Raw genomic sequence first — 17,183 nt, forward strand, 5'->3', positions numbered from 1 at the left:
TAGGGCCGACAATGACGGTCACCTGCGAAATGGACGCGCTGGGACGGGCGCCGGACATCGGCCGCGAACGCGGCTTGTTGGGGCGTTCGCTGGTGTCTGCCGGCGTCATCACCGACGAGCAACTGCGCGCCGCGCTTGCCTTGCAGCAACGCTGGAATTCGCGCCTGGGCGATGTGATCCTGGCCCAGCGCGGCGTGCCGGCGCAGCGGTTCTACGCCATCGTGGCCGCGCACTTCGGGCTGCAGTTCGTCGACCTGGTGCAACAGCCGCCGGACCCCGAGCTGCTCACCGCCACCGACCTGGATGTGTATGCGCAGCGGCTGATCCTGCCGTGGCGGCGCGAGGACGGTGTGCTGGTGCTGGCCGTGGCCGACCCGGACCCGGCGCTGTTCGCCTGGGCGCGCGAGCATTACGGGGCGCAGGTGCGCTTCGTCGGCACTGCCAAGTTCGACATCATCTGGAGCCTGCAGCGCTACGCCGACGAGCAGCTCACCGACAATGCGCTGAACCTGCTGGCCGCACACGCGCCTACCTATTCCGCACGCCAGGTGGTCACCCGCGGGCAGAAGTTCACCTTGTGGGCGATTGCCGCGGTGCTGGTGGCGGCGATCGCGGCGTTCCCCATCATTACGCTGATCACCATCAATGTGCTGGTGGCGTTGGGCTTTCTGGCGACCTTCGGCCTGAAGTTGCTGCTGGTGTGGTTCGGCTCGCGCCACCGCATCGACATCAAGGTCACCGAAGACGAAGTGGCTGCGCTGCGCGATGACGACCTGCCGGTCTATACCGTGCTGGTGCCGATGTACAAGGAGCCGGAAGTCCTGCCGATCCTGGCCAATGCGCTGCGCAAGCTGGATTACCCGATCAGCAAGCTCGACGTGAAACTGGTGCTGGAAGCCGACGATTTCGACACCATCGAAGCGGCCAAGAAACTCGGCCTGGAAGCGTTCTTCGAAATCATCCGGGTGCCGCCGTCGCAGCCCAAGACCAAGCCCAAGGCCTGCAACTACGCGCTGCATTTTGCGCGCGGCGAACTGCTCACCATCTACGACGCCGAAGACAAGCCCGAGCCGGATCAGCTCAAGCGCGTGGTGGCTGCGTTCCGCAAGGCGGAAAAAGACGTGGTGTGCATCCAGGCGCGCTTGAACTACTACAACGCCGACGAAAACTGGCTGACGCGGATGTTCACGCTGGAGTACACGCTCTGGTTCGACTTCTACCTGCCGGCGCTGGAATACCTGCGCATTCCGATTCCGCTGGGCGGCACCTCCAATCACTTCCGGCTGGACGTGTTGCGGCAGGTGCGCGCGTGGGACCCGTACAACGTCACCGAAGACGCTGACCTTGGCGTGCGGCTGATCCAGAACGGCTACCGCGTCAACGTGGTCAATTCCACCACGTTCGAAGAAGCCAACGTCAGCATCCCCAACTGGATCCGGCAGCGTTCGCGCTGGCTCAAGGGCTACATGCAGACCTGGCTGGTGCACATGCGCGACCCGGTGCATCTGTACCGCAGCACCGGGTTCAAGGGGTTTTGGGGCTTTCAGTTCTTCATTGGCGGTAATTTTTTCATCGCACTGGGTGTGCCGGTGATGTGGACGCTGTGCCTGATCAGCATGCTGAGCGGTGCACGCATATTTGATGCGACCTTTCCACCGTGGCTGGCCACGATCTCGCTGGTCAATCTGCTGTTGGCCAACGCGTTCTTTATCTACGTCACGCTGGTGGCCGCGTTCAAGCGCGACTACTTCAAGCTCGCGCCGTATGCGCTGACGGTGCCGTTCTATTGGTTGCTGCAGTCGATCGCGGCCTACAAGGGTCTGTGGCAGTTGATCCGCAATCCGTTCTACTGGGAGAAGACCACGCATGGCATCAGCAAGCATTCCGAACAAGAGCGCCGCGCCGCACTCGAAGAGTGAGCCGGGCGCCGTGCGCCGCGACAGCGGGCTGCCGGCGTTCCTGGTGGCGGTGGTGGCGTTGTCGCTGCTGAGCCAGCCGTTGCTGGTGCAGTCGCTGGGCAGCGCGGCACCGGCGGTGGCGCCCACGGTGGGGTTGCCGGCGACCGGCTTGCTGACCTGGCTGATCGATGTCGCTGCGCACCGCTGGAACCTGCCGTTCCAGGTGTGGCCGTTCGTGGCAGTGGCCGCCAATGCGCTGTTCCTGTCGTTGCTATGGCGCGATCTGGCCGGCGTGTTCGGGCGCGGCTGGGCCAGCGGGTTGACCTTGCTGGTGGGCTGCAACCCGCTGTTCCTGCTGCCGATTGCCGCCGGTGGCAGCCAGGCAGTTGGCCTGCTTGCGTTCTACGGGTTGTGCCGCACGCTGCGCCGCCTGCAGGCGCCGGTGGAGGCCTTCACTTACCTGCGTATTGCCGGCTGGCTGTGCATCCTGTTGTGCCTGGATCTGCAGACCCTGGCGCTATCGACGATGGTCGCGCCCTGGCTGCTGCTGGTGATGCCGCCGCAGATGCTGCGCAAGGCACCGGGCTCGTTCTATTTGGTGTGCTATCTGCCGTTCGTGTTCCTGGTCGGCATGTGGGCCTACATCAATCTGACCATGTTCAATGCGCCGTGGCCGACGTTGTCCAGCACCGCCGCCATTGCGCACCCGCTGCCGTTGCCGCTGCAGGCGCATGCCGACGGTTGGCTGCCGGCGCTGCGTTGGGGTGTGGCGGCCGTGGCGTGTTTCCCATTGCTGGCGTTGGTGATGCGCAGCCGCAGCGGCGTGTTGGCGCGCGGCGTGCTCGCCAGTGCGGGTACGGTGATCTGCGCGGCGGCGCTGTCGTTCGCGTTCGGCTGGGCCGGTTTCGATGCCTTGCTGCTGCTGTGGGTGCCGGCCGCATTGTTGCTGCGCGCGCTGCGTGCCGATCAACGTGGCCAGGCCGCCGGCCTGCTGCTGTTGGGCGTGCTGGGTGCGGCGTGGGTGCAGCCGCAGGGCTGGGGCCGCTGGATGCAGGCGCCATCGGCTGAACAGGCACAGGCGCACGGCGAGCCGATCGTGGTGACCGCGATGGCGGCGCTGCCGATGACGGACGGGCAGTCTGCTGTGGCAGCGCGCATTGCGCCGCCGGCCGGCGCTGATGCATTGCCCGCGGTCGCCAAGCCCGTTGCGGCGGCTGACGGGCGCACCGCACCCTCCGGCGCAACTGCATGCACGCAACCGTCGGCGCTGTCGTCGAATCAGGGGTCTGCCGCATGCTCAAGCACGTTCTAAACGCCTGGCTAATGCTGGCGATCTGCATGCTTGCATCCGGCTGCAACGCGGCGCCATCGACCTGGATGGGCGCCAACGTCAAGGTGTCGGCCAACGCGCCGTGGGAAAGCGACGCGGCAGCGCAATCGTTGAATGCGCTGGCTGACACCGGTGCGAGCAAGGCCTTGTTGATCGCCTTCGCGTGGCAGGCAACGCCGCAGTCCAACGACCCGGTGCTGGGCAGCGACAGCAGCCTGGCCGCGATGCGCGCAGCGTTGCGGCAAAGCCACGCGGCCGGGCTGCAGCCCACGCTCAAGGTGCATCTGTGGATTCCGGGGCATTGGGCCGGCGATGCTGCGCCGGCCGATCAGGCAGCGTGGTTTGCCGCCTACCAGCGCGCGCTGCTGCCGCTGGCGCGGCTTGCCGAAGACGAGCACGCCGAGGCGTTGGTGATCGGCACCGAGCTGCGCCAATTGCAGGACGCACCGCAATGGCCGGCCCTGGTGGCGGCGGTGCGCGCTGTCTACGGCGGCAAGCTGCTGTACGTTGCCGACGGCATGGAGCACGCGGAAACATTCCGCTACTGGTCGCTGTTCGATGCGGTGGGCACCAGCCTGTATCCGCGTCTGTCTGAAGCGGCGGCCAAACGGCGCCCGGAGATGGAGGCCGCCGCGCAGCGCCTGCAGGACCTGGGCAAGCGCGTCGGTAAGCCGGTGTGGGTGGCCGAGCTGGGGCTGCGTTCGGCACGCGGCAGCCTGGCGGCGCCATGGGAGAGCCCGGAACAGCGCACCGCGGCGGTCGATACAAAACTGCAATTGCAGGTGCTGCAACAGTGGCGCGCGGTGTTGCAGGCGCATGGCGTGGAAGGCATCGCGCTGTGGTGCTGGTACACCGACCCCAAGGCCGGCGGTCCCGGGGATAGCGACTTCACCGTGCAGGGCAAGCCGGCGCAACGAGTGCTGGCGGAGTAAGCGCCGCTATTAGAACGACGACACAGCCGCCAAGCGAAAGCGGCCGTGCTCGGAATCGGCATCTAACCCCGAACACTCCGGTTTCTCCGCGCCGTCCCCGACCACCTGACGATTGCTCGCTACGCGTTGTCAGCAGCTCCAAGTGGGCGCGTGGATATGCTGCTTCGAAATGCGCGCGGTGCGCTGCCTTCTTAGGCAGTCGATGACTGTGCGCTGCGAGTTCGGCGCACATGCAGTCGAGATGCGCGCGGATTTCCGTCGATACGATCCCGCTAGCTGAGTCGGTGCTGCGTCACGCGTCCTCGAACGACACGCGCCAGACAGGCGTGACCGCTGCGGAGCACATGGATAGTGCGTTCCAACCTCGCGGCTGCTCACAACGCGTCGCCCGCAGCCCTCGGCGTGATCGCAAATCCGCGTCCTGTACGCACTGAGCCCGCTTGAACGGCCTGACGGATGCAGCGCCGTATGCGTCTGCTGTTGCGTTCGTCTGCAGCGGGGAACACTGCCTGCGCTCACCGGTGTCTCAATGCCACGACACGCACCCGCCCCGCCGCTGCGGGCATAATCCGGCAGCATGATCATTCATTCGCTGCTCGACACCGATCTGTACAAGTTCACCATGATGCAGGCGGTGCTGCATCAGCACCCGGCCGCGCAGGTGGACTACCGCTTCAAGTGCCGCACACCCGGCGTGGATCTGGCGCAGTTCATCGACGAGATCTCGCGTGAGATCGACGCGCTGTGCCGGCTGCGCCTGCGCGAGGACGAGGTGGACTACCTGCGCAGCCTGCGCTTCATCAAGCCGGACTTCGCCGACTTTCTCGCGTTGTTCCACCTGGACCGCAAATACCTGGCCCTGGCCGCCTCGGCCGCCCACCCGGGCGAGATCGAGCTGACCATCCGCGGGCCCTGGTTGCACACCATCCTGTTCGAAGTGCCGCTGCTGGCGATCATCAACGAGGTGTGGTTCCGCAACACCTCCGAGCCGGATTTTGAAGAAGGCCGCAGCCGCCTGCGCGAGAAGGTACGCAGCCTGCGCAGCATGCCGGCCGGTTGCAAGATCGCCGATTACGGCACGCGCCGCCGCTATTCGCGGCAATGGCATGGCGAACTGCTACCGCTGCTGCGCGATGGTTTGGGCGAGCAATTCGTCGGTACCAGTAATGTGTTTTTCGCCAAGCAATACGGGCTGACCCCACTGGGCACCATGGCGCACGAATACCTGCAGGCATTCCAGGCGCTGGGCCCGCGGCTGCGGGATTCGCAGGTCGCGGCGTTGGACTCGTGGGCGCGCGAATACCGCGGCGACCTCGGCATTGCGCTGTCGGATGTGGTGGGCCTGGACGCGTTCCTGCGCGACTTCGATCTGTATTTCTGCAAGCTGTTCGACGGCATGCGCCACGATTCCGGCGACCCGTTCGACTGGGGCGAGCGGGTGATCGCGCATCTGGAAGCGCACCGCGTGGATCCGCGCACCAAGGTGCTGGTCTTCAGCGACGGGCTGAACATCGACAAGGTGATGCGGCTGTACGAACACTTCAGCCCGCGCTGCCGGCTGGCGTTCGGCGTGGGCACCAGCCTGACCAACGACCTGGGCCCGACGCCCTTGCAGATCGTCATCAAGATGGTCCGCTGCAATGGGCAGCCGGTGGCCAAGCTCAGCGATTCGCCGGGCAAGAGCATGTGCGAAGACCTGGGCTACCTGCGCTACCTGCGCGATGTGTTCGGCCTGCCGCCGATGCCGGAAGCGGGTGACCCAGCGCGTCAGTGACTGACGTGTAGCGGCAGGCGGTGTCGGGAGCTCGGGCACTGCTGTCAGGAGATGACCCAACTGCGCAACACCGCCTGGATCGAACTGCAGGCGCGCCAGGCGCGCTTGCTGGTCGAGCAGGGGCGGGCGGGCGAAGCGCAACAACTGCTGGCGCGCACTGAAGCCGCACTCGGCAATCAGCTCGACGACCCGCAACTGCTGGCAGCGCTGGCCGGTGCGCACGCCGACGCCGGCAACACCCCGCGCGCATTGACCCTGGCCCAGCGCCTGGTCACCGGCGCCACCCCGAGTACCGAAGACCGCCTGCAGTACGCTCAGCGGTTTCACCTACGGCCACGGTGGCTACTTCAGCCCGCAGGACTATGTGGACCTGGGATTCCCGGTGCACTGGAGCGGCCGCAGCGCCGGGCAGACGGTGAACTGGAAGGTGGACGCCAACATCGGTGTGCAGCATTTCACCACCGAAGCCACGCCGTATTTCCCGACCGATCCCACCTTGCAGCAGGCCGCCTACGATGCCGCCTCGGTCGCGGCGTTGCTGGGCCTGGTCAACCGCTATACCGATCCGGTGTACGCGGGCGAAAGCCGCACCGGCGTGTCCTACAACCTCAGTGGCGCGGCCGAATGGCAGGTGGCACCGCAGTTGTTCCTGGGCGGGCGCATGACCTTCAACAACGCGCGCGACTACAACCAGTTCAGCAGCAATCTCTATCTGCGTTTCGTGCTGGATCGGCTGGGTTCCGCGCTGGGCCGCGCGCCGCAGGTACTGACTTCGCCGTACGCGGCGGATCACTGAGCCAACGCAGTGCAGTGCGCAAGGTGTGCGGTGATGCGTGCGCGCGCCGGGCACGTTGCACGCCTGGGCTGCAGCGGCAATGAAGAACGGCGCCTTGCGGCGCCGTTCCGGTCACACCATGACTGACCGCCGTGCGTCCGGGTTACGGGCGCATCTTGGTGGCACACACGAACACCGACGCCTGCTGCAGGCGGCTGATCGCGCCCTGGTCCTGCAGCCCACGCACGTGCTCGTCCATGCAGGTCAGGTAACCCAGGCGGTTGCCTGCGTTCTGCGTCTTGCACAGGCTGCTCTCGGCCTGGATGTTGGCGCCGGGAATCAGCCCGCCGGTTTCCACCGTTGGTACCAGCGTGCTGCAGCTGCCCAGCTTGGTGAGGCCGCGATTCAACGTCCAGCCGATATCGGCAAACATCGCCGGGGTCAGGTCGATGTTGAGCTGCGCCTGCACTTCCGGCGTATCGAACGGTTCCATCAGCGCATTCGGCTGCAGGTCGGTATCGAAGTGCGAGAAGGTCGAGCCGCCGGCCACCACGCTGGGGGCGTACAAGCGCGTGCGGCCCTGGCTGTCGGTGCCCTGCAGCAGTTCCGGGTCCTCGTACAGCCCTGCCACCACCGCGGCGCTGCCTTTCAGGCGCGCGCCATCGGCTTGCGAGACCATGATCGCCGGGATGGTGATGTCGGTGATCGGCGGTGCGGCATTGCCCATCGTCTGCACGCCGGCCGCGTTGTTGGCCACGATCACGCCCACCGCGCCATTGAGCTGGGCGTTCTTGACCTTGATGGCGAAGGCGCAGGTGCCGCGGTCGATCAAGGCCACCTTGCCGGCCACGGCCGCCGCATTGACGAACGGGGTTTCGCAACCGTCGCTGGCCGAGGCAGCGGCCACGCCGTCATCCACCGTCACCACCGAACGCGCCGGGAAATTGCCGGCGCTGGCCAGCGGCCCGAAGCTGGCAAAGCCCACTTCGAACTTGCCGGCCGCACCGGCGGGCGCGCTCACCTGCAGCAGCGTGCGCGGATCCAGGATCAACGCCGCCTCGCGGTTGACGCGCGTACCGGCCCACACCGTCCGCCCGGGCGTGCGCATGGCTTCGGCACGCAGCGCATTGGTCATGGTGGGGTCGTCGAAACGCTTGTTCTGCACGTTGTCGAAGGCCTGCGCGGTATAGACGTCGGTCAGGCCGGAGCCCGAGCCGAGCACACCGGTGGTCTTGTTGAGGAAGCCCGCCGCGCCCAGTCCATGGCCGATCTCGTGCATCACCACGTTGAGGAAGTTGATCTGGCCCTCGGGCGTCTTGCCGTCCAGGCCCAGGTACCAGCCCGACCCGGCCAGGCAGTCGTCCTTGCCCAGGTCGCCGTTGAATTGCGAAAACACGTCGGCCGGATCGGCCGGGTCGGGTACCAGATCCTGCCCGGCGATCGCATCGCCCAGCGCGGATGGGTACAAGGTATTGGCCTTGGCACCGGGGAAATTGTTGACGATCCAGTTCGGGCCGGCCTGGCCCAGGGTGCCGCCGGTGGCGGTACAGGTCAGCCGCGCGAACGAGGCGTACACCTTGATCTCGACACTGCTCTGCAGCACCGCGCCCCACATGTCCATGGCGTACTGGTAGGCGATGCGTCGCTGCTCACCCACCGACCGGCCGGGGTTGCCACCCAGCGGTGCAGCGGCGGTGGGGTCGTTCAAGCCGACATTGGTGCCGGCATCGCCATTGATCAGGGTGACGTTGGCGGCCGAGGCGTGCAGCGGCGACAGCGCGGCGGCGATGCCCAGGGACAACAGCAACAGGGGCTTATTCATGCGGCAGCGCTCCGTGCTCGGCGTGGGCAGGTGGGGTGGTGGCGTCCTCGCTGTGCTCGATCACCAGGCGGCCATCGGCCTGCCGGGTCGCAACCAGGGAGCTCATCTGGGTGGCCGGCAACTTGCGCGCGATGGTGCCGTTGGGCAGGCGACGCTCGGTGGCCAGGGCGGCCGCCTCGGTCTGCGGGACTGCACTGCGTTGGGCGCTGCGCGCAGCCGGGGCTGCGGCGGCCTGCCGGTCCAGCGCGGCACTTTCTTCGGCGGTCAGCGCACGCAACTTGCCGGTGACCGGGTCGATACCGACCTTGGAGCTGCTGGTTCCTGCATCCTGGGCTGCGGCAAGTGCCGGCAGGCAGGCAAGACACAACACACCGGACAGCATCCATCCGGGCTTGCGAAAGCTCATCATCGTTGGGGTTTCCTTGGGTCCAACAGGGGAAATACGCCGCACTGACACCGGCGCTCGGGGCAATCCTTCATTTCCAGTCTGTTCATGACTGAATCATGAATCCGTGATGCGCGTCAACTTTTTGACACATGGGCCCATGAATGCGAAGTCATTGCCTGAAATAGTCATGTCTGCGCTTGCATTGTGCGCGGGATGCCGAATTGGCCTGAGTGCTCTGCCTGTTCCGAGCTCCGAGGGATGCGATCGGATTGCTTACGGCAGGTGGAGAGGGCTAGCTGGCGCACGAGGTGCGAGTGCTTAGCGTTGTCATGCCCCCACAGGTGTTGGCTTCCGCGTTTTCGACGGGCCTGACCTGAAGGGCGTACGGCAGACGGAGATGCCGCGTTGCAGGTGCTGCCGGGAGTTGGCGTGGCATCGCCCAGACAGGCGCGGCGACATCGCACACGCCATCGGATGCGCTGCAGGTTGGTCGGCGCGAACGCGCGCTGCTGCCATCGCTACCAAATTGGAGAGCGGAGTGGTTTCGTAAGGAGTTGCAGTCACCGCGCCTCGCGCGGATGCGCAGCTCGCAGGCGGACGTGCAGCGAGTGCAGGTGCTACGTGGCGTAAACCGCAGGGGCCACATCGCCGCGCGTGCAGCACAACGTTAGTCGCTTGGTCAGGCGCGGCAGACGGTTTGCGTTTCGCGTTTCGATGGCAGGCGCTGAGACCGCTCGTGCTGCAGTGTGCACGCCACTACCATTGGCCTCCCGTCCTCCACGCCATCGGCGTGACGCCCTCAGGTTGCCCATGCACGCCGTCATCTATCACAACCCTGCCTGCGGCACCTCGCGCAACACGCTGGCCTTGATCCGCCATGTCGGCATCGAACCGCAGATCATCGAGTACCTGCGCGACCCGCCAACGCGCGCGACCTTGCAGGCACTGATTGCCGAGGCCGGCCTGTCGGTGCGCGATGCGCTTCGCCAGAAGGGCACGCCCTATCTGGAACTCGGGCTGGATGACCCCGCGCTGGACGATGCCGCCTTGCTGAGCGCGATGCTGGCGCATCCGATCCTGATCAACCGCCCGTTCGTGCGCACCGATCGCGGAGTGCGGCTGTGCCGGCCGTCCGAGCAGGTGCTGGAACTGCTGCCGGCGGCGACCAGCGGCTTCATCAAGGAAGACGGCGAACGTGTGCTCGACGAGGCCGGGCGCCGCGTTAGTCAGTGAGGTCATGCGGGCAACGCGCTAGGACCCAGCAGCATCGCCTGCCGATGACACCGCTGCGGTCGTGGCCGCGTGCGCAACGGCGCCGCCACGCACCCGACAGCGCAGGGTTTGCGCCTCCGGGAGCCGTTCCGGTTCCGCAGTAGCGCAGCCACTGCGCACCGGTGCTGGCTGGGGTGGGTCTGTCGGGCTAGGTTTGCTCACCTCACACCACGCGCCACGCTCTACCATCGGCGCATCGTTGATTGGAGCACCCGCATGATTCGCGAAATTATCCGCATGGGCGACAAGCGCCTGCTGCGCGTGGCGCCGCCGGTCACCAACCTGGGCAGTGACGAGTTGCACGCGTTGGTGGCCGATATGTTTGAAACCATGGATGCCGCGCGCGGTGTCGGGCTGGCCGCACCGCAGATCGCGGTGGACCTGCAATTGATGGTGTTCGGTTTCGAGGCCAGCGAGCGCTATCCCGAAGCACCGGCAGTGCCACGCACCGCCTTGGCCAACGTGCAGATCGAACCGCTGTCCGATGAGATGGAAAACGGCTGGGAAGGGTGCCTGTCGATCCCCGGCCTGCGCGCGGTCATTCCTCGCCACCGCGTCATCCGCTATTCCGGCTTTGCCCCGGACGGCACGCCCATCGAGCGCGAGGCCGAAGGCTTCCATGCACGCGTGGTGCAGCACGAATACGACCATCTGGTTGGCCGCCTGTATCCCTCGCGCATCGAAAACTTCGACACCTTCGGCTTCGAAGACGTGCTGTCCTACGACCTGTAGTGCGACGCCCACAGCGCAGGCGTCGCGGCGCAACGCGCATAAGGAAAAGGGCGCCCTCAAGGCGCCCTTTTTTCATCCAGCCTCATGACAGCGCCCTCATCCGGGCGCCGTGGTTGGCTTACTTCAACGCCTTGAAGCGCAGGCGCTTGGGACCGGCGTCATCGCCCATGCGGCGACGCTTGTCTTCTTCGTACTCACGGTAGTTGCCCTGGAAGAACTCCACGTGCGACTCGCCTTCGAACGACAGGATGTGCGTGGCGATACGGTCGAGGAACCAACGGTCATGCGAGATCACGAAGGTGTTGCCCGGGAACTCCAGCAACGCATCTTCCAGCGCACGCAAGGTTTCGATGTCCAGGTCGTTGGACGGTTCGTCGAGCAGCAGCACGTTGCCACCCTGCAGCAGGGTCTTGGCCATGTGCAGGCGACCACGCTCACCACCGGACAGCGAGCCGACCATCTTCTGCTGGTCCTGCCCCTTGAAGTTGAAGCGGCCGATGTAGGCGCGCGACTGGATCTCCACGCCATTGATGTTGAGGATGTCCAGGCCGCCAGCGATTTCCTGGAACACGTTGTGGTTGCCCTCGAGCTTGTCGCGGCTCTGGTCCACGTACGACAGCTGCACGGTCGGGCCCATCACGATCTCGCCAGAATCCGGCTTTTCCGCACCGGTGATCATCTTGAACAGGGTCGACTTACCGGCACCGTTGGGGCCGATGATGCCCACGATGGCGCCCGGCGGCACGATCATCGACAGGTTGTCGATCAGCAGGCGGTCGCCGAACTTCTTGGAGACGTTCTTGAACTCCATCACCGAGTTGCCCAGGCGCTCGCCCGGCGGGATGAAGATTTCATTGGTCTCGTTACGGCGCTGGTAATCCACCGACTGCAGCTCTTCCAGGCGGGCCAGACGCGCCTTGCCCTTGGTGCGGCCACCCTTGGCGTTCTGCCGCGACCATTCCAGTTCCTTCTGGATCGCCTTCTGGCGTGACTTTTCCTGGTTGTCTTCCTGCTTGAGGCGCTCGTCCTTCTGGGTCAGCCACTCGGTGTAGTTGCCCTTCCACGGAATGCCGCGGCCGCGGTCCAGTTCCAGGATCCACTCGGCAGCGTTGTCGAGGAAGTAGCGATCATGCGTGACCGCCACCACGGTGCCGGTGTAGCGCGCCAGGAACTGCTCCAGCCACTCCACCGACTCGGCGTCCAAGTGGTTGGTCGGTTCGTCGAGCAGCAGCATGTCCGGCTTCTGCAGCAACAGGCGGCACAGCGCCACGCGGCGCTTTTCACCACCGGACAACTTGCCGACGATGGCGTCCCACGGCGGCAGGCGCAGCGCATCGGCGGCCACGTCCAGCTGGTTTTCCAGGGTGTGTGCATCGCCGGCGGCCAGGATGGCCTCCAGGCGCTCCTGTTCCTTGGCCAGCGCATCGAAATCGGCGCCTTCTTCGGCGTACGCCAGATAGACCGCATCCAGCGCGGCCTGGGCCTGCAGCACGTCGCCCACGCCTTCTTCCACCGCCTCGCGCACGGTGTGCTCGGGGTTGAGCTGCGGCTCCTGGGCCAGGTAGCCGACCTTGATGCCGGCCTGCGGGCGGGCTTCGCCCTCAAAGTCGGTATCCACGCCGGCCATGATCTTCAGCACCGTGGATTTGCCGGCGCCGTTCAGGCCGAGCAGGCCGATCTTGGCGCCGGGGAAGAAGCTCAGCGAGATGTCCTTGATGATCTGCCGCTTGGGCGGGACCACCTTGCTGACGCGGTTCATGGTGTAAATGTATTGCGACATGGGGACTCCGTGGACGCAGGCAGCCCGCCGGCCGAGGCCGGAGGCAGCGGAAAAGGGATTGCGCCGATTATACCGGCAAGTATTCACCTCCGCCGGACCGCAGATGCGGCTAAACGGCAGCTTACTTCCCACCTGAATGGGTGTTTTCGTAACCGATTCCAGCAAGAAAGCGTTAAGCCGGGCAGCCTCTTAATGCAATTGCGACATCGCACACAGGAGCAATCCCATGAACCGCAAACGCATCGTCACCGTTGTGCTTTCCTCCATCTTGGCGCTGGGCTTCGCTGCACCGGCCGCATTTGCCGGGGATTGGGACCGCGACCACGACCGCCGTGGGCATGACCGCGACCGCGACCATCGGCGCGACTACGACCGTCACGACAACCGCAACTGGCAGGCCCAGCAGCGCTGGGATGACCGCCGTCGCCGCGATGACCGCCGCGAGTGGCGCCAGGACCGCCGCGTCTACAACAATGGCTACCGCGAGGGTTACCAGGACGCGCGCTACCGCGACCGCTACAACGATCGCCGCGTCTACACCTACCAGCCCGTCCGCCCGGCCTATTACGGCGGCCCGCGCTATGTGCGTGGCGGCTATTACAACGGCCCGGTGTATGTGATCAACGATTACGACCGTCACCACCTGCGTCGCCCGCCGTATGGCTATCGCTGGCAGCGCGACAACACCGGCAACTTCCTGCTGGTGGCGATCGCAACCGGTGTGATCGCCGATCTGGTGCTCAACAACTGAGCCCCTAGCTGGCAGCGCCCGACCGGGCAGCCCGGTCAGGCCACAGGCATCACATGGGCGCACTTCGGTGCGCCCATGGCGTTTGTGGGTCCCGTTCCTGGGCCCCGGTGTGCTGCGTCGCAAGGCCAGTCTGGTCGATTGGTCACCCGTTCCCCGGAGGCTTACAATCGGCGGTCTTACTGGCCACAGCTGCCCCCCGGAGCTTCTGCATGTTCTCGCGCGACGTCCGACTGGAAACCTACGACCCCGAACTGGCCAAGGCCATTGCCGCTGAAGCCGGCCGCCAGGAGGATCACGTCGAGCTGATCGCCAGCGAGAACTACTGCAGCCCGCTGGTGATGGAAGCCCAGGGCAGCCAGCTGACCAACAAGTACGCCGAAGGCTACCCGGGCAAGCGCTACTACGGCGGTTGCGAGTTCGTCGACATTGCCGAGCAATTGGCCATTGACCGCATCAAGCAGGTGTTCGGTGCGGACTACGCCAACGTGCAGCCGCACAGTGGCTCGCAGGCCAACCAGGCGGTGTACCTCGCGCTGCTGCAGCCGGGCGACACCATCCTGGGCATGAGCCTGGCCCATGGCGGCCACCTCACCCACGGCGCCAAGGTCAATGCCTCGGGCAAGCTGTTCAACGCCGTGCAGTACGGCGTGAACGAGCAGGGCCTGATCGATTACGACGAGGTGCAGCGCCTGGCCACCGAGCACAAGCCGAAGATGGTCATTGCCGGCTTCTCGGCGTATTCGCAGAAGATCGACTGGGCGCGCTTCCGCGCCATTGCCGACAGCGTCGGTGCGTATCTGTTCGTGGACATGGCGCACGTGGCCGGCCTGGTGGCCGCCGGTGTGTACCCCAGCCCGATGGACCATGCGCACGTGGTCACCTCGACCACGCACAAGACCCTGCGTGGCCCGCGTGGCGGCATCATCCTGGCCAAGGGCGCGGGCGAGGACCTGGTCAAGAAGCTGCAGTCGATCGTGTTCCCCGGCATCCAGGGTGGCCCGCTGATGCACGTGATCGCGGCCAAGGCGGTTGCGTTCAAGGAAGCACTGGAGCCGGAGTTCAAGACCTACCAGCAGCAGGTGGTCAAGAACGCGCAGGCGATGGCGAACACGCTGATCGCGCGCGGCTACAAGATCGTCTCCGGTGGCACCGAGAACCACCTGATGCTGGTGGACATGATCGGCCGCGATGTCTCGGGCAAGGACGCAGAAGCCGCGCTCGGCAAAGCGCACATCACCGTCAACAAGAACTCGGTGCCCAACGACCCGCGCTCTCCCTTTGTTACCTCGGGCCTGCGCCTGGGCACCCCGGCCATTACCACCCGCGGTTACCAGGAACAGGACTGCGTGGACCTGGCCAACTGGATCGCCGACGTGCTGGACGCCCCGGCCGACGACGCCGTGCTGGCCAAGGTGCGCGATGCAGTGACCGCGCAGTGCAAGAAATATCCTGTGTATGGCTGATGCGGAAATCGGGAATGGAGAGACGGGAATGGTAAAAGCAACGCTGCGATAGCCCCGCTGTTCCGATTCCCTATTCCCCTCTCCCTATTCCCGGACGTCTGATGCATTGCCCCTTCTGCCAGCACAATGACACCCGCGTGATCGATTCGCGCGTGTCCGAAGACGGGACGACGATCCGTCGGCGTCGCGAATGCGAGGCGTGCGGCGAGCGTTTCAGCACCCTGGAAACCATCGAGCTGAAGTTGCCGACGGTGGTCAAGAGCGATGGCGGGCGCGAGGCATTCGATGCGCGCAAGTTGCGCACCAGCTTCGACCGCGCGCTGCAAAAGCGGCCGGTGTCCGAAGAACAGATCGAAGCGGCGGTGCGTGCGGTGGTGCACCAGCTGCGGATGTCCGGCGAGCGCGAAGTCGGCTCGCTGCGGGTAGGCGAATACGTGATGGTGGAGCTGCGCAAGCTCGACCATGTCGGCTATGTGCGCTTCGCCTCGGTGTACCGCAGTTTCCAGGACGTGGCCGATTTCCGCGAAGAGATCGAAAAGCTCGAACGCGAACTCCCGGTCGGCAGCGAGCAGCTGCCATTGCTGGAAGCAGCCCTGGAACGCGCCGGCAAGCCCGGCAAGCGTTGAGCGTGATGCGCATCGCGTGCGTTGCCGACACGCCGGACCTCCTGCCTGTCATTGCGCAGGCACATCTCCAGGCCTTCGGCGCCTTGCTGCCGGACTGGAATTTTGATCAGGCATTGGAAGAACTGCAGAGCCACGACCGCGACGGGGTGATTCCCACCACGTGGGTGGCACTGGATGACACGCAGTGGCTCGGCTCGGTGAGCCTGCTGGAGAACGACGATGCGCGCATCCGGCAATGGTCGCCGTGGCTGGCGTCGCTGTACGTGCAGCCGCAGGCGCGCGGGCAGGGCATCGGTGAGGCACTGGTGACGCATTGCGTGCAGGCCGCCGCGCATCTGGGCGTGGCGGCGTTGTATCTGTACTGCCAGCCCGCACTGGTGCCGTACTACCAGCGCCTGGGCTGGCAGGCGCATGCCGAATTGTTGCTGGGGCCACTGCAGATCGTAGTGATGCAGATCGAACCGGCAGTAGTGCGGTGAGCGTGAGCGCAGACAACCACCGCTGGATGGCACAGGCACTGCGCCTGGCCGAGCGCGGCGCTTACACCACCCGTCCCAATCCGATGGTGGGCTGCGTGATCGTGCGCGATGGCGCGTGCGTGGGCGAGGGGTTTCATCAGCGTGCCGGCGGCCCGCATGCAGAAGTGTTCGCGCTGCGTGCGGCGGGCGAACAGGCGCGGGGTGCAACGGCGTATGTGACCCTGGAGCCCTGCGCGCATTACGGGCGCACGCCGCCGTGTGCGCTGGCCTTGATCGCGGCCGGCGTCACACGCGTGGTCGCGGCGATGGCGGACCCGTTTCCGCAGGTCAATGGTGGTGGCTTCACCTTGCTGCGCGATGCAGGGATCCAGGTGCACAGCGGGGTGATGGAAGCGCAGGCACGCGCGCTCAACCAGGGCTTTCTGTCGCGCGTGGAGCGTGGCCGCCCATGGGTGCGGGTCAAACTCGGTGCCAGCCTGGATGGGCGCACCGCGATGGCCAGCGGCGAATCGAAGTGGATCACCGGCGCCGATGCGCGCGCGGATGTGCAGCGCTGGCGCGCACGTGCCGGCGTGATCCTGACCGGTGCCGGCACGGTGCTGGCCGATGACCCATCGATGACGGTGCGGCTGGGCGAGGACACGCCGTGCGTGCCGCCGCTGCGGGTGGTGCTCGATGCCGGCTTGCGCACGCTGGCGTGCGCCAACATTCGCCAGGGCGATGCGCCCACCTTGTATCTGCACGGCGCCGATGTCACGGCGCCGGCGTTCGACGGCGCGGAGTTTGCCGCGATGCCGTTGCATGCGGGTCGCTTCGATCTGGCCGCGGTGCTGGCATCGCTGGCCGAGCGCGGTATCAACGAGGTGCACGTGGAAGCCGGCGCCACGTTGAGCGGCGCACTGCTGCAGGCCGGCCTGGTCGATGAGCTGTTGGTCTACATGGCGCCGGTGCTGCTGGGTGAGACTGCGCGGCCGCTGCTGGCTGGGCTCGGCATCGACACCATGGCGCAGCGGCATGCATTGCAGCTGCTCGATGTCCGCCACATTGGCCAGGATTTGCGACTGCGCTATGCGCCGGTTGCTACTGCGTAGTTACTGTGCGGTGCGTTTGACGCCGCATAAAAAGGCCCCGCATGCGGGGCCTCTACGTCTTGAGCGCGCT

Annotated in this window: 14 protein-coding genes, 1 other RNA gene and 1 pseudogene; 13 read left to right on the plus strand and 3 right to left on the minus strand. The window is 65.9% G+C overall.

Going from position 1 to position 17,183, the window contains the following annotated elements:
• The first annotated feature begins 11 nt into the window (after positions 1 to 11).
• The 6 genes and pseudogenes from XCC_RS03505 to XCC_RS03530 all read left to right on the plus strand — a co-directional run.
• Positions 12 to 1,919, plus strand: coding sequence for a glycosyltransferase family 2 protein (locus tag XCC_RS03505; RefSeq protein ID WP_011035918.1), 1,908 nt, complete (start codon positions 12 to 14; stop codon positions 1,917 to 1,919).
• Between the two features lie 49 nt (positions 1,920 to 1,968).
• Positions 1,969 to 3,210 (plus strand): hypothetical protein, encoded by a 1,242-nt coding sequence (locus XCC_RS03510; protein WP_170873808.1) that lies wholly within the window; start codon positions 1,969 to 1,971, stop codon positions 3,208 to 3,210.
• Positions 3,192 to 4,160 (plus strand): glycoside hydrolase family 113, encoded by a 969-nt coding sequence (locus XCC_RS03515; RefSeq protein ID WP_019237951.1) that lies wholly within the window; start codon positions 3,192 to 3,194, stop codon positions 4,158 to 4,160. Before XCC_RS03510 ends, XCC_RS03515 begins: the two co-directional genes overlap by 19 nt.
• A 60-nt stretch (positions 4,161 to 4,220) precedes the next feature.
• A non-coding RNA gene (locus XCC_RS03520) (sX9 sRNA) lies at positions 4,221 to 4,295 on the plus strand.
• Between the two features lie 442 nt (positions 4,296 to 4,737).
• Positions 4,738 to 5,934 carry a nicotinate phosphoribosyltransferase gene (gene pncB / locus XCC_RS03525; RefSeq protein WP_011035921.1) on the plus strand — a complete coding sequence of 399 codons (1,197 nt, stop codon included), beginning with the start codon at positions 4,738 to 4,740 and terminating at the stop codon, positions 5,932 to 5,934.
• A 313-nt stretch (positions 5,935 to 6,247) separates the two neighbouring features.
• Positions 6,248 to 6,730: pseudogene (locus tag XCC_RS03530) on the plus strand (cellulose synthase subunit BcsC-related outer membrane protein); the annotation flags it as partial.
• A 142-nt stretch (positions 6,731 to 6,872) separates the two neighbouring features.
• On the opposite strand, the gene XCC_RS03535 reads toward XCC_RS03530, so the two are convergent.
• Positions 6,873 to 8,531: a PA domain-containing protein gene (locus XCC_RS03535; RefSeq protein ID WP_011035924.1), complete on the minus strand. Its 1,659-nt coding sequence runs from the start codon at positions 8,529 to 8,531 to the stop codon at positions 6,873 to 6,875.
• The gene (locus XCC_RS03540; protein ID WP_019237955.1) at positions 8,524 to 8,940 is read right to left on the minus strand and encodes a post-PEP-CTERM-1 domain-containing protein; all 417 of its coding nucleotides are present in this window, start codon (positions 8,938 to 8,940) and stop codon (positions 8,524 to 8,526) included. Before XCC_RS03540 ends, XCC_RS03535 begins: the two co-directional genes overlap by 8 nt.
• Before the next feature lie 789 nt (positions 8,941 to 9,729).
• Between XCC_RS03540 and arsC the strand changes: the two genes are divergently transcribed.
• Together arsC and def are read left to right on the plus strand one after the other, a co-directional pair.
• Positions 9,730 to 10,152 carry an arsenate reductase (glutaredoxin) gene (gene arsC / locus XCC_RS03545; protein ID WP_011035926.1) on the plus strand — a complete coding sequence of 141 codons (423 nt, stop codon included), beginning with the start codon at positions 9,730 to 9,732 and terminating at the stop codon, positions 10,150 to 10,152.
• 255 nt (positions 10,153 to 10,407) lie between these two features.
• Positions 10,408 to 10,923, plus strand: coding sequence for a peptide deformylase (def, locus tag XCC_RS03550; protein WP_011035927.1), 516 nt, complete (start codon positions 10,408 to 10,410; stop codon positions 10,921 to 10,923).
• A gap of 118 nt (positions 10,924 to 11,041) precedes the next feature.
• Here def and ettA read toward each other — a convergent pair whose 3' ends face one another.
• Entirely contained in the window at positions 11,042 to 12,703 is a 1,662-nt protein-coding gene (ettA, locus tag XCC_RS03555; protein ID WP_011035928.1) for an energy-dependent translational throttle protein EttA, read from the minus strand.
• 226 nt (positions 12,704 to 12,929) lie between these two features.
• On the opposite strand from ettA, the gene XCC_RS03560 reads away from it, so the two are divergent.
• The 5 genes from XCC_RS03560 to ribD all read left to right on the plus strand — a co-directional run bounded on the left by XCC_RS03560 (position 12,930) and on the right by ribD (position 17,113).
• On the plus strand, positions 12,930 to 13,454 hold the full coding sequence (locus XCC_RS03560) for an RcnB family protein (protein ID WP_011035929.1): 525 nt from the start codon (positions 12,930 to 12,932) through the stop codon (positions 13,452 to 13,454).
• Between the two features lie 209 nt (positions 13,455 to 13,663).
• Positions 13,664 to 14,917 (plus strand): serine hydroxymethyltransferase, encoded by a 1,254-nt coding sequence (gene glyA, locus XCC_RS03565; protein ID WP_011035930.1) that lies wholly within the window; start codon positions 13,664 to 13,666, stop codon positions 14,915 to 14,917.
• 101 nt (positions 14,918 to 15,018) lie between these two features.
• Complete coding sequence (gene nrdR / locus XCC_RS03570; protein ID WP_005997276.1) at positions 15,019 to 15,543, plus strand: transcriptional regulator NrdR; 525 nt, start codon at positions 15,019 to 15,021, stop codon at positions 15,541 to 15,543.
• The gene (locus XCC_RS03575; protein ID WP_016945106.1) at positions 15,540 to 16,022 is read left to right on the plus strand and encodes a GNAT family N-acetyltransferase; all 483 of its coding nucleotides are present in this window, start codon (positions 15,540 to 15,542) and stop codon (positions 16,020 to 16,022) included. The genes nrdR and XCC_RS03575 overlap by 4 nt, the downstream gene beginning before the upstream one ends.
• A gap of 26 nt (positions 16,023 to 16,048) precedes the next feature.
• Positions 16,049 to 17,113 carry a bifunctional diaminohydroxyphosphoribosylaminopyrimidine deaminase/5-amino-6-(5-phosphoribosylamino)uracil reductase RibD gene (gene ribD, locus XCC_RS03580; RefSeq protein ID WP_043877936.1) on the plus strand — a complete coding sequence of 355 codons (1,065 nt, stop codon included), beginning with the start codon at positions 16,049 to 16,051 and terminating at the stop codon, positions 17,111 to 17,113.
• Positions 17,114 to 17,183: the final 70 nt, after the last annotated feature.

It is taken from the genome of Xanthomonas campestris pv. campestris str. ATCC 33913, from assembly GCF_000007145.1.
Lineage (GTDB): Bacteria > Pseudomonadota > Gammaproteobacteria > Xanthomonadales > Xanthomonadaceae > Xanthomonas > Xanthomonas campestris.

What these genes read in the sequence shown, in the direction of transcription:
- XCC_RS03505 (WP_011035918.1), top strand. Translation starts at nt 12, where the DNA reads ATGACGGTCACCTGCGAAATGGACGCGCTGGGACGGGCGCCGGACATC.
- XCC_RS03515 (WP_019237951.1), top strand. Translation starts at nt 3,192, where the DNA reads ATGCTCAAGCACGTTCTAAACGCCTGGCTAATGCTGGCGATCTGCATG.
- pncB (WP_011035921.1), top strand. Translation starts at nt 4,738, where the DNA reads ATGATCATTCATTCGCTGCTCGACACCGATCTGTACAAGTTCACCATG.
- XCC_RS03535 (WP_011035924.1), bottom strand. Translation starts at nt 8,531, where the DNA reads ATGAATAAGCCCCTGTTGCTGTTGTCCCTGGGCATCGCCGCCGCGCTG.
- XCC_RS03540 (WP_019237955.1), bottom strand. Translation starts at nt 8,940, where the DNA reads ATGATGAGCTTTCGCAAGCCCGGATGGATGCTGTCCGGTGTGTTGTGT.
- arsC (WP_011035926.1), top strand. Translation starts at nt 9,730, where the DNA reads ATGCACGCCGTCATCTATCACAACCCTGCCTGCGGCACCTCGCGCAAC.
- def (WP_011035927.1), top strand. Translation starts at nt 10,408, where the DNA reads ATGATTCGCGAAATTATCCGCATGGGCGACAAGCGCCTGCTGCGCGTG.
- ettA (WP_011035928.1), bottom strand. Translation starts at nt 12,703, where the DNA reads ATGTCGCAATACATTTACACCATGAACCGCGTCAGCAAGGTGGTCCCG.
- XCC_RS03560 (WP_011035929.1), top strand. Translation starts at nt 12,930, where the DNA reads ATGAACCGCAAACGCATCGTCACCGTTGTGCTTTCCTCCATCTTGGCG.
- glyA (WP_011035930.1), top strand. Translation starts at nt 13,664, where the DNA reads ATGTTCTCGCGCGACGTCCGACTGGAAACCTACGACCCCGAACTGGCC.
- nrdR (WP_005997276.1), top strand. Translation starts at nt 15,019, where the DNA reads ATGCATTGCCCCTTCTGCCAGCACAATGACACCCGCGTGATCGATTCG.
- ribD (WP_043877936.1), top strand. Translation starts at nt 16,049, where the DNA reads ATGGCACAGGCACTGCGCCTGGCCGAGCGCGGCGCTTACACCACCCGT.